The 12,498-nt window shown below is 48.2% G+C and carries 6 protein-coding genes and 4 pseudogenes; 1 reads left to right on the top strand and 9 read right to left on the bottom strand.

Going from position 1 to position 12,498, the window contains the following annotated elements:
* Positions 1–66 precede the first annotated feature (66 nt).
* From JCM16496_RS08105 to JCM16496_RS08080, 6 genes and pseudogenes are all read right to left on the bottom strand, one after another.
* The gene (locus JCM16496_RS08105) at positions 67–2,337 is read right to left on the bottom strand and encodes a monovalent cation:proton antiporter family protein (RefSeq protein WP_025833490.1); all 2,271 of its coding nucleotides are present in this window, start codon (positions 2,335–2,337) and stop codon (positions 67–69) included.
* A 316-nt stretch (positions 2,338–2,653) separates the two neighbouring features.
* Positions 2,654–3,804 (bottom strand): annotated as a pseudogene (gene hisB, locus JCM16496_RS08100) (bifunctional histidinol-phosphatase/imidazoleglycerol-phosphate dehydratase HisB).
* A 13-nt stretch (positions 3,805–3,817) separates the two neighbouring features.
* On the bottom strand, positions 3,818–4,861 hold the full coding sequence (hisC, locus tag JCM16496_RS08095) for a histidinol-phosphate transaminase (protein ID WP_128809500.1): 1,044 nt from the start codon (positions 4,859–4,861) through the stop codon (positions 3,818–3,820).
* 73 nt (positions 4,862–4,934) lie between these two features.
* A complete protein-coding gene (hisD, locus tag JCM16496_RS08090; protein WP_025833487.1) occupies positions 4,935–6,227 on the bottom strand; it encodes a histidinol dehydrogenase in 1,293 nt (430 codons plus the stop codon).
* A gap of 163 nt (positions 6,228–6,390) precedes the next feature.
* Complete coding sequence (hisG, locus tag JCM16496_RS08085; protein WP_025833486.1) at positions 6,391–7,242, bottom strand: ATP phosphoribosyltransferase; 852 nt, start codon at positions 7,240–7,242, stop codon at positions 6,391–6,393.
* A 361-nt stretch (positions 7,243–7,603) separates the two neighbouring features.
* Positions 7,604–8,094, bottom strand: a pseudogene (locus tag JCM16496_RS08080) (PaaI family thioesterase).
* 160 nt (positions 8,095–8,254) lie between these two features.
* On the opposite strand from JCM16496_RS08080, the gene JCM16496_RS08075 reads away from it, so the two are divergent.
* Positions 8,255–9,358 carry a DUF4421 domain-containing protein gene (locus JCM16496_RS08075; protein ID WP_439644522.1) on the top strand — a complete coding sequence of 368 codons (1,104 nt, stop codon included), beginning with the start codon at positions 8,255–8,257 and terminating at the stop codon, positions 9,356–9,358.
* 21 nt (positions 9,359–9,379) lie between these two features.
* Here the strand turns inward: JCM16496_RS08075 and JCM16496_RS08070 are convergent, their stop codons facing one another.
* The 3 genes and pseudogenes from JCM16496_RS08070 to JCM16496_RS08060 all read right to left on the bottom strand — a co-directional run.
* Positions 9,380–10,042: a DUF2490 domain-containing protein gene (locus JCM16496_RS08070; protein ID WP_025833482.1), complete on the bottom strand. Its 663-nt coding sequence runs from the start codon at positions 10,040–10,042 to the stop codon at positions 9,380–9,382.
* A gap of 225 nt (positions 10,043–10,267) precedes the next feature.
* Positions 10,268–10,926: pseudogene (locus JCM16496_RS08065) on the bottom strand (CatA-like O-acetyltransferase).
* Positions 10,927–10,988: 62 nt separating this feature from the next.
* Positions 10,989–12,425, bottom strand: a pseudogene (locus JCM16496_RS08060) (protein-disulfide reductase DsbD family protein); the annotation flags it as partial.
* Between the last annotated feature and the right edge of the window lie 73 nt (positions 12,426–12,498).

Raw genomic sequence — 12,498 nt, 5'->3', positions numbered from 1 at the left:
ACCCTGACTAACTGGGTAATGGACAAGATACTGAACAAACTCTGATTAGCGTTCATGGGGTAGACCTTACCCCATGTCGAAACCTTCACATTTCCGACCGACCAGTTTGTACACATCGGCACTCTCGCCTACAATCCATACCACATCTCCCTCCACAAAAGGTTCATGCGGGTCGGGAGCATGCAAGGTCTCCCCTCCCCGTTCCACACCGGCAATCAGGCAGTGATATTTCTCGCGTATCCCTGCTTCTTTCAGGGTCTTGTTCAGGAAAGGAGACTGCCCGTCCACACAGAACTGGCGTAGAATCATCTCACTCTTCTCTATCACATCCGCATTCATGGCAGACACCTTATCCATCTCCTGGCCGAAGATGTTCAATTCCTCATCCGTGGCAATTACTTGTATCTTGTCCTGCGGGAAAAGGCGGACAGACGCTCCGGGAATATTAATCCGTTTCTTGCCCCGAAGGATAGAGACCACATGGATACCGTATTTCTTTCCAAAATTCAGCTCCGCCAATGTCCTGCCTGCCCATTCCGACTCGCCGGGAATCTCAAAATCCGTCAGGTGCAGGTCGCGTGACAGCAGACGCCCCGCATACTCCGGTTTCTTCTCTCCCATATACTCGGCACGCATGTCGCGGTACCGCAGATTCTGGAAGAATGTCCTCTCTATCATGATGGACTGCTTCTTCAACTGGCGGGAGAGTATCATTAAAGTCACCAGCAACACCGCCACTCCAAATACCAGTCCCACAGATATCTTGAATAAACCGGCTATAACGAACATGACAAACGAAACACCCAGCAGCAGACGCAGTACAATGGTAGCCACCAACGGCGCCCGGTTTCCACGGTTATCCTTCCATAAAGTCACGAACTCCTCCGAGTGATTCTTTTTAATCATGATAGCACGCAGAAACGGAGCGATACACAGAATGATGATAAAGGCAGCCAACAAAGAGCCCCATACCCCGGGCAGACTGTCGTGCACGAAAGGCACCAGAAAACGGAACGCCAAAGCTATCACCGCCACGCAAATGATGGAATATACAACCGTAATCCTGACCAGTGCAAATATCAGTTTCTTCCACAGGCTTTCATGGTTCATGGTCTGCGAACCCGAAGCATAGCGGGTCAAGAACTTTCTCCATTTTTCCGGCAAATGCGTATCCACAAGATTGGAAGCGGGGTCTGCCAAACGAATCATATAAGGAGTAAGGAAAGTAGTGATGACAGACACCGCCACCACAATAGGATACAAGAAATGGCTGGTGACATGCAACGACACGCCCAGCGAAGCTATGATAAAGGCAAACTCACCGATTTGCGTCAGGCTGAAACCGCACTGCATGGCCGTCTTCAGCGGTTGCCCCGCCAGCAGCACACCCAGCGTCCCGAAGAGGGATTGCCCGAGGATAACCGCTAAAGTAATCACGACAATAGGTCCCGCATACTCCACAATCATGGCCGGGTCTACCATCATGCCGACCGATACGAAAAAGATGGCGCCAAACAAGTCCTTGACCGGCTTCACCAGCCGCTCTATACTCTCCGCCTCTACCGTTTCGGCAAGAATGGAACCCATGATGAAGGCACCGAAAGCAGCCGAGAACCCCGTATGTGCAGCCATCACCACCATGCCGAAACAGAGTCCGAGAGAGACTATCAGCAAGGTTTCCTCGCTCATCAGCTTCCGGCACCGCTTCAGCAATCCGGGGATGAGGTAAATACCTACCACAAACCAAAGTATCAGGAAGAACAGCAGTTTGGCAATGCTCTCCAGCATCTCCGTACCTTCGAAGTTATGGCTGACTGCCATCGTGGAGAGCATCACCATCAATACGATGGCAAGAATATCCTCCAGAATAAGCACACTGAGCACCAGTCCCGTGAACTGCTTCTTGCGCATCCCCAAATCATCAAACGCCTTATAGATAATGGTGGTGGACGACATGGCAATCATACCGCCCAGAAAGATACAGTCCATCCGTTTCCAGCCGAAACCGGTACCTACCGCCACACCCAACAATATCATACAAAAGATGATGGTACACGCAGCAATAACCGCCGCCCCTCCCACCTTCACAATCTTCTTGAAGCTGAATTCCAATCCCAGTGCAAACAACAGGAAGATAACACCTATATCTGCCCAGGTCTGTATATTAGCCGTGTCCATCACCGACGGTGTATAGGCCATGTGAGGGCTGGCAAGGAATCCTGCAACCACATATCCCAGCACCAGTGGTTGCTTCAACTTCTTAAAAAGCAGGGTCATAATCCCCGCGCAAATCAATATCAGAGCTAAATCAGCTATGAGGGGAGCCAAATGTGACATAATTCCTTATCTGTATATATCGGTTTTCTTCGGGATGCAAAATTAGGTATAAATCCCGATTTATATACTGACATGGCAAGAAATATACAGAAAAATTCCGGAAGATATGTCCGGAAAACGGATAGATAAACACCTTTTAATCAGCGGCATCCTACTTTATCTTTCTTTATCAGCAATAAAGCGTCACTTTATTACTGATAAAGTATCACTTTACCGACTATAAAGCGATGCTTTACTACCGATAAAGCAGCACTGTACATTCAGCAAAGTGACTGTATACAGTGATTGCTTATGTGATGCTACCTGCCCTCCTCTTCTACAGCACTCCTTTCGAACTCGGCAGTTCAAAGTGATAAATATCCCTCTTCACCGCCATCTTCAGTGCACGCGCCAACGCCTTGAAGATGCCCTCTATCTTATGATGTTCGTTCTGTCCTTCGGCTTTTACATTAAGATTCATCCGGGCAGCATCGCTCAAGGACTTGAAGAAGTGCAGGAACATCTCCGTAGGCATGTCTCCTACCTTCTCGCGTTTGAAGTCGGCATCCCATACCAGCCACGGACGTCCGCCGAAGTCGAGGCACACCTGGCAAAGACAATCGTCCATAGGAAGGGCATAGCCGTAGCGTTCAATGCCCCGCTTGCTTCCTAAGGCCTGATAAAGGCAGTCGCCCAGGGCAAGGGCAGTATCTTCGATGGTGTGATGCTCGTCCACTTCGAGGTCGCCTTTCACACGGATGGTAAGGTCCATGCCGCCGTGCTTGCCTATCTGCTCCAGCATGTGGTCGAAGAAGCCCAGTCCGGTAGAGATGTCACAATGTCCGTCGCCATCCAAATTCAAGGATACGTATATATCTGTCTCCTTGGTAGTGCGACGTACTTCCGCCGTACGCTCACCGGCAAAGAGGAATTCGGCCACCTTGTCCCAGTCGCGGGTGGCGAGGGCGCAGTAATCTTCCAGTCCGTCACAAGCGGCACTGCCACCTTCGGAAACGGGTTTCAATGACGCCGTGTCATCTTGCAGAAGAATGGCGCGGCAGCCAGATTCTTTGCCAGTTCCACATCCGTAGGCCGGTCGCCGATGACGAAACTGTGGGACAAATCGTAGTCCGGGTTATCGAGGTATTTGGCAAGCATTCCGGTACGTGGCTTGCGGGTCGGTGCATTGTCGTCGGGCATGCTGCGGTCTATGCAGATGTCATCGAAGGTGATGCCTTCGCCGGCCAATGTCTTCATCATCAGATTGTGTGCCGGCCAAAAGGTCTCTTCCGGAAAGGAAGCTGTGCCGAGCCCGTCCTGATTGGTCACCATCACAAAATCAAAATCCAGCTTGCTGCGGATGAAGCCAAGATTGCGCATCACTTTCGGATAGAACTCCAGCTTCTCCAGGGAGTCCAGCTGATAATCAATGGGCGGCTCAATGACCAATGTTCCGTCACGGTCTATAAAAAGTACTTTCTTCTTCATAAATGGTAAATGCTCAAATCGTAAATACTTTCAACGCTTCAATCAACTTTTCATTCTCCCCTCTTGTTCCCACCGTCACCCGCAAGCAATTTCCGCAAAGTGACACGGAGTTACGATTGCGGACAATGATACCCTTGCCTACCAGATAATTGTAAATCTTCACAGCATCCGTCACACGGGCCAGGAAGAAATTGGCATGGGAGGGGAACATCTTCACCGTGCATGGCAGTGCGGCGAACTCGGCTTCCAGGTTCTCCCGCTCTTCTTTCAGGGTCTTCACCCAACGTTCTATTTCATAATAGCGGTGAAGCATTTCCACTGCCTGCTTCTGTGTCAACCGGTTCACGTTATAGGGATATTTTATTTTATTGAGGATACCGATAATCTCCGGTGAAGCAAATGCCATACCCAGACGGATGGCAGCACATCCCCATGCTTTGGAAAAGGTTTGCAGTACAATGAGATTCGGATATTGATTCAAATTTTCGAGGAAGGAAGGTGCCTCGGAGAAGTCATTGTATGCCTCGTCCAGTATCACCAACCCATCAAACCGGCGAATCAGCGTTTCAATCTCGCTACGGAGCAGGTCATTGCCGGTAGGATTGTTGGGAGAGCAGATAAAAATCAGTTTGGTATGCTCATCCGCAGCAGCCAGAAGCTTGTCGGCAGAGAACTGGAAATCCTCATCGAGCAGCACCTTGCGATACTCCACATCATTGACGTCGGCACAGACTTGATACATGCCGTAGGTAGGGTCGATGGCCACTACATTGTCCACACGGGGCTCACAAAAAGCACGGAACACCAAATCGATAGCTTCGTCACTGCCATTCCCTAAGAAGATGGAATCGGGACTCACCTTTTTAATTTTAGACAATTCTGTCTTTAGCTCCCGCTGCATGGGGTCGGGATAACGGTTGTGCGGCATGTTATAAGGATTCTCGTTTGCATCGAGAAAAACGGATGCCGCAGCACCATTATATTCATCTCGTGCTGAAGAATAAGGCTTCAGACGCCAGATATTCGGACGGGTAAGTTCTTGTAATGTTTTCACCATGTTATGTACAATTTGACGATTTACAATTTACAATTAAAATTACTTTAGGCCATCAACTCTCTATTTTCAACTCTCAATTTTCATTTTCCAACTGCCCCAGTCTCACGCTCACGGCATTCTTATGCGCATCCAGCTGTTCATTGGCGGCCATCAGCTCGATGGCAGGGCCGATGATATTCAATCCTTCCGGCTTTATCTCCTGGAAAGTTATCTTGCGGATAAAGCTGTCGAGGCTGACACCGCTGTATGCTTTGGCATAACCGTTCGTAGGCAAGGTATGGTTTGTGCCCGAAGCATAATCTCCCGCACTCTCCGGAGTGAGGGAACCCAGGAATACGGAACCGGCATTCACGATACGTTCTGCCACGGAAAGGTAATCCTTGGTTTCTATGATAAGATGTTCGGGAGCATACGCGTTGGTCAGTTCGATGGCTTCTTCCATGCTGTCCACTACAATCAGTTTGCTGTTGGCAAGAGACTTTTCGGCAATCTCTTTACGTGGCAGTAAGGCCAGTTGGCGTTCCACTTCCACCTTTACAGCTTGCTGCAATTCGACAGAGGTAGTGATTAGCATAGCCTGGCTGTCCACTCCGTGTTCTGCCTGGCTCAATAAGTCAGCGGCTACAAAGACGGGATTAGCTGTTTCATCAGCCAAAACTTCTACTTCCGAAGGTCCTGCCGGCATGTCTATTGCTACATCACGCAGGCTTACGAGTTGCTTGGCAGCCGTAACATATTGGTTTCCCGGACCGAATATCTTGTAAACCTTAGGCACACTTTCCGTTCCGTACGCCATAGCGGCAATGGCTTGTATGCCGCCAGCTTTGAAAATCCGGTTGACACCCGCCACTTTTGCGGCAAACAACACAGCGGGATGTACCTTTCCGTCACGTCCCGGAGGGGTGCAGAGAACAATCTCCTTGCATCCGGCAATCTTGGCGGGAACGGCCAGCATCAGTACCGTAGAAAACAGCGGAGCCGTTCCTCCGGGAATATACAATCCCACTTTTTCTATGGCAACCGCTTTCTGCCAGCAGGTCACCCCCGGCTGGGTCTGCACTTTCTTGCCCTCAAAACGTTGTGCCGCGTGGAAAGTCTCGATGTTCTGCTTTGCCAGGCGAATAGCTACTTTCAAGTCTTCACTCACCAGGTTTTCCGCTTCCTGCTGTTCCTCTTCCGACACTGCCAGCGAGGCCAACACCACTTTATCAAACTTTTCTTCATAATCCAGCACAGCACGGTCTCCCTCCGTCTTCACACGGTCGATAACGCTCCGCACCGTATCAAATAGATTCTCCGTATTCATCGCCGGACGCTTCAGCATCTCCGGCCACTGGGATTTATCGGGATTACTAATCAATATCATAATAACATATTTTGAATATTTATAAATAGGGATGAGGGTGTGTCAAAAGTGGTATTCACCACAGATTACGCAGATTTGCACAGATAAGCATCTTTGATTATCAGTAGATTAAGTCCATTCTGTGTTAATCCGTGTAATCTGTGGTGAATTTTGACACACCCCCTTAAATTATCATTTTCTCAATCGGCAACACCAGAATGCCTTCCGCCCCCAATGCTTTCAGTTTTCCGATTATCTCCCAGAAACACTTCTCGTCGAGCACCGTATGTACCGAACACCAGCCTTCTTGTGCCAAAGGCATCACCGTGGGGCTCTTCATGCCCGGAAGTACAGAGACAATCTCATCCACTTTCTCTTTCGGAGCATTCATCAGCACATATTTCTTATCTTCGGCTGTCTTCACGGCATCCATACGGAACAACAGCTCCCTCAATATCTCTTGCTTTTCCTCGCTCATGTTCTTGTTGCCAATCAGCAGGGCTTCGGACTTCATCACAACCTCCACTTCCTTCAAACGGTTGCTCACCAGCGTAGAACCGGAACTTACAATATCGAAAATGGCATCTGCCAGACCGATGCCCGGCGCCACTTCTACCGACCCCGTAATGACGTGTATCTCCGCATTCACCCCATTCTCTTTCAAAAAGCCGGAAAGGATACCCGGATAAGATGTCGCAATCTTCTTTCCGTGAAACCACTTCACCCCCGGATACTCAATATCCTTCGGCATGGCAAGAGACAGACGGCACTTGCTGAATCCCAAACGCTTGATTATCTCCGCATCCTCATTCTTCTCAACAAATTCATTCTCACCCACAATGCCTATATCAGCCACTCCGGTAGCCACAGACTGCGGAATGTCGTCATCCCTCAAAAACAACACTTCAAGAGGAAAGTTTGACGACTGCACCAACAACGAACGCTTCATGGCACTCAACTTGATATCCGATTCTCCCAAAAATGACATGGTCTCGTCATAAAGACGACCTTTAGCTTGTACTGCAATTCTTAACATAAGGTTATTTACTATTTTACGATTTACTATTTACTATTTTGAATGAGATGACAGAAAACAAAACGAGGCTTACCAATATTCGGCAAGCCTCGTCATTTATGTCATTTGTTGTACATATACACTCATACGCCCACCGAGTTATTCGTCAGGATGATGATGGTGATGATGTGCAACGATATTCTTCATATTTTTTTGTTTTAATGCGACAAAAGTAAACTAAAAGTTTGAAACTCCAAAAGATTTATCACAAAAAGTTTATTTTTTCTTTCAAATTCATCTTAGTTCACCACAGATTACACAGATTTGCACAGATTGGAATAAAAATAATCTGTGCAAATCTGTGTAATCTGTGGTGAAACAATCAAAGCAGCGGCAATATTTCCTCCTGCTCCACTTCGCAGCTATGGAAATGCATTTCCGTTTCCGCTTTCTCTTTCGGGAAGGTGAAGTAAGTGCAGGTAGCTTCCGTACAAAGTTCTCCCATACTATTGTACAGACGCGCTTCTATGATGGCGATATTCCGCTTTTGCTCCCGGAGTGAAGCCGCAGCACCACATGCGTGTCGTTGGTCGATATGGATTTGCGGAACCGGGTCTCCATTTTCGATGTCACCCCGCCGGTCTGCAGCTTGCGGAACACTACCCAACCGCAGATTTCATCCAGCAATACGGACTGGATACCTCCATGCAACGTATTCAGCCATCCCTGATACTCCGGACGCGGCTTCCAGATGCTCACCACCTCGTCACCGTCCTCATAAAACTCCATTCTCACACCGGCTTCATTGTCGGGAGAGCAACCGAAACAGTTGTAACCCTCCATATCTTTCCACGGATTGATAATCTTCTTCATATCGTATTCTTCTTTATCTGATTCTTATTCATAAATTCTCTCAATAAAACGTTCAATATTAGTCATTCCGATTGAGAACTACAAATTATTGATGCCTTTTTCAGAGAAAAAATTAGCGGGATACTGTTCAAAACCGGTTATTTTATTTAGCTTTGTATAAATGAGAGAGAACAACAAGATGCAAAGAGGGGCCTTTTTCTGCTTATGGATATTATTTACATTCTCATTGTTTGCGCAAAACAAGGAGAACGGTTCTGTCACATGCGACAGCATCGTACATAAAAACACCTTCGGAAAAGCATTGAAGAAATTCCTCAACTTCAGCGACTTCGACACTACCTATATCAGTCCCAACCGATACAATTACGCCCTGATGCTCGACCATTTCACCAATTACGAATATTACTCCGTGGGCAATGACGACCAGCGGCTCCGTTTCTCGCCCAACCCTCACAACAAGATAGGCGCTTACTTCGGATGGCGTTGGATATTCCTGGGATGGGCTGTCGATACGGACTGGCTCTACGGAAAGAAAAGCAAGAAAAAGCGCGGTACGGAGTTTGACCTCAGTCTTTACAGTTCCAAACTGGGAGTGGACATTTTCTATCGCAGCACCGGAAACGACTATAAGATACACAAGGTATCCGGCTTTTCCGACGAGATTCCCTCCAATTATTCCGAAGACTTCAACGGATTGAAAGTAAAGATGAAGGGATTGAATCTGTATTACATTTTCAACAACCGACGTTTCTCCTATCCGGCCGCCTTCAGCCAGTCCACCAACCAGCGCCGCAATGCAGGTTCTTTCATTGCAGGATTCTCCGTATCCACCCACAATCTGAACTTCGACTATACCAAGCTACCCGAAATCATTCAGGAAACCATGAACCCGGGTATGAAGGTGAAACATATCAAATACACGAACATCAGCCTCAACGCCGGCTATGCCTACAATTGGGTGTTTGCCCGCAACTGCCTCGCATGCCTGTCGTTCAATCCGGCTGTCGCCTACAAGACATCACGTATAGAGAAGACAGAAGAGCGGGAAGCGGACGACTGGTACAAGAACTTCAATATCGACTTCATTCTGCGTGCAGGCGTGGTATACAACAACAGCAAATACTTCGTGGGCACCTCATTCGTAGGACGGACATACGACTACTACAAAAACAGTTTCTCCCTAAACAACGGGTTCGGCACCCTCCAAATATATGCCGGATTCAACTTTTTTCTGAAAAAGGAACACCGGAAAAATAAAAAGTAGAGAAAACGGCTTTAATCCCTCTCAGAAGCTATAAACACACTCCACCCCTACTATATCCTTCCGCTTATCCTTCTCCCACTGCCTGCAATAGAAGATATCTGCCTCCCAGCGCTCGGACAAGGGCAACGTAATGCCCCCGCGATAGCGCATCCGCTTTACTCCGAAATGCTCTGCCCTATTCAAGCCATTATACATCTCGACCGATGCATAAGGCTCCACCTTGCACTTCGGAATGTCATATGCCACCTTTGCGCGTGAACGCAAGCGCAACTCGTCCGTATGTCCATCGAACGTATGCTGAAAGCGCTCACGTAAGGACAATTTCACCCTTTGTACACAGGCAGACAAGGTTCCGTCTACACGGTAGCGATGCCGGAACTTCCAGCCATCCGTCCCCCGGTTGCGATAATGTGTCTCATATCCTGCCCCGAGCTTCAAGAAGGACAGCGGCTTGTAGCTTCCTCCCACCTTCAGTCCCCATCGGTCTGTTTTCCCAAAATCATCTTTCGTACGCCACTCCAAAGCACCGGAAACAGTAAATGCCGGTTTCAACTTATATTCGAAACCGGCATTTGCCCAAGTAGCAAAATCCTTCTCCTGCGCCCGCAGGGAAAAAGACGAAACAACCCATAGAACCACCGGCAAAACAAGTACTTTCGTGCATGAAGCTATATTCCTTATCATACGCTTATTCCGTTAAAGTGTCAAAGGTAAGGATAAATTCTGTAACAATTCTGTAATACTACAAATCTTGTCTGCACATTTCCGATTTTTCAATGATACTTAAAAAACAGAAACCTAGATACAAAAAACAATTCAAAGTTGCCATATATGTATGGCATCATATATATTTGTAGCATGAAAAAAACACCCTTATAAGCGTTTCATAGATTATTTATTTGGGGTGATTCATTCGTGTGAAATCTCTTTCAAATGCTCCTCCACCTTTCCGAAGAAGGAAGCCAGATGAGAACCGTCGACAAAAGCATGGTTCACATAGATGGAAAGAGGAAATACCAGACGACCTTCGCGGGATACGGCCTTGCCGGCAGTCATCAACGGATAACTGCAACCGTTGCCTGCTTCGGCAAGTGTATAAGTTATCGAGGTGAAATACATTTTGGGAACTGCACTCAGATGGACACATCGTAATCGCCTTGTCCGGCAAGAATCTTTTCGGCGCCATACGGGTCACCGTCCTCGGGTATGTTTGTTATCAAGGCGTAAGCTTCGGCATAGAAACGTTCAAAGTCTTCGTGATAGGGAATGCGCACGGTATAGAATGTTTTCCCAGGAACGGCTATCGGAGAAATGATGTCCACCCGGTCGTGAAAAACAACCCGGCCTTCCTTGTCGGTACGGTAACGGAGTTCATCGACTTCATTGGCCGAACGCACCACGGCATACAGATAATAAAGGAAAAAGGAGCGCTTTGCAGCCCGGGCTGCAGCACTGGCTTCCGTACAGTCAATCTCTGTAGTGACAGAATACCAGGAATTTACAAAACTGCGGAAAAAGCCGTAGTTATCCCGGCGTTCCCAAGCATCAATGTCTATAATGTGTTTCATACAAAAAGGGGATTTAGTGAAAAAAGGATGCCTTTTTACAAGCATCCTTTTTCCGATTCTATCTATTTCTCTTTCTTATAATTCTCCAGTCCGGTCTGCAGGAATTCGATATACTTAGGTATATCTTCGTCGTAGGAGTAAGACTTGTTGAGCGCTTGCCTTCGTTGTCAATCAACACATAGAAGGGCTGCGCATTGGCACCGAACTTGACGCGCTGCAGATAACTCCACTTGTCGCCTACGGTACGCAGCGTACGCTCCGTGCCGTTCTCCACAATCTTCACGGGAGAAGGAAGCGGCGTCTTGTTGTCGACGTAGAGCGTGATAAGCACATAGTCGTTGTTGATAATGTCACTCACCTTCGGGTTTGTCCATACGGCAAGCTCCATCTTACGGCAGTTCACGCAACCGTAACCGGTGAAGTCGAGCATCACGGGCTTGCCATGCTGGCGGGCATACTCCATACCGAGGTCGTAATCATCGAACTTGGCATGCACCTCATTATTGTAAAGATTGAAATCCTGCGTCTGCATGGGCGGCGCAAAGGCACTGACAGCTTTCAACGGAGCCCCCCACAAACCGGGAACCATATACACCGCAAATGCCAGTGAGGCCAACGCCATAAAGAAACGGGGTACACTAACTTTCGTATCGTCATCATCGTGCGGGAACTTGATTTTGCCCAGCAAGTAGAAACCAAGCAACGCAAAAAGTACAATCCACAAGGCAAGGAACGTTTCACGGTCGAGGATGCGCCAACCGTAAGCTAAATCGGCTACCGAAAGGAACTTCAGGCAAAAGCCAGCTCCAGGAAGCCAAGCGTCACCTTGATGATATTCATCCATCCGCCGGATTTGGGCATAGACTTCAACCAGGACGGGAATAAGGCAAACAGCGTGAAAGGCAATGCCAATGCAATGGCAAAGCCCAGCATACCAATAGCGGGAGCTACCACGCTGCCCGTCGTGGAAACCTGAACCAGCAGGAATCCGATAATAGGCCCCGTGCAGGAGAAAGATACCAGCGACAAGGTAAACGCCATCAGGAAGATGCTGAGCAAACCACTTGTCGCCTCGGCTTTACTGTCCACAGCCGTACTCCATTTGGAGGGCAACGTTATTTCGAATGCTCCGAAAAAGGAAGCCGCAAACACAACCAGCATCAAGCAGAAAAGGATATTGAATACTGCATTCGTAGAGAGTGCGTTCAGTGCGCTGGCTCCGAAAATCAGCGTAATGGCCAGTCCGAGCGTCACATAAATCACTACGATGGAAGCACCATACGTCCATGCATCACGGATGCCTTTCTTCTTATCCTGCTACGCTTCAGGAAGAAACTGACAGTCATCGGGATGATGGGCCATACACAAGGGGTGAAGAGCGCCAACAGTCCACCGGCAAATCCGGTAATAAAGATATAAATCCAGGACATATCTTCCTGCGAAGTGGTTTCGCCCAAAGATTGCAGTTCATTAATGACTGGCTTCCAAAGGTCCACCTTGTCCGTCACATTGATTTCTGTCGGCCCGTCCGCACCACCGATGGCAGCCACAGAAGCCGTGTCAGCGGCAATC

The sequence above is a fragment of the Bacteroides rodentium JCM 16496 genome (assembly GCF_000614125.1).
GTDB classification, from domain to species: domain Bacteria; phylum Bacteroidota; class Bacteroidia; order Bacteroidales; family Bacteroidaceae; genus Bacteroides; species Bacteroides rodentium.
This window is presented reverse-complemented; position numbering and strand designations above follow the sequence as displayed.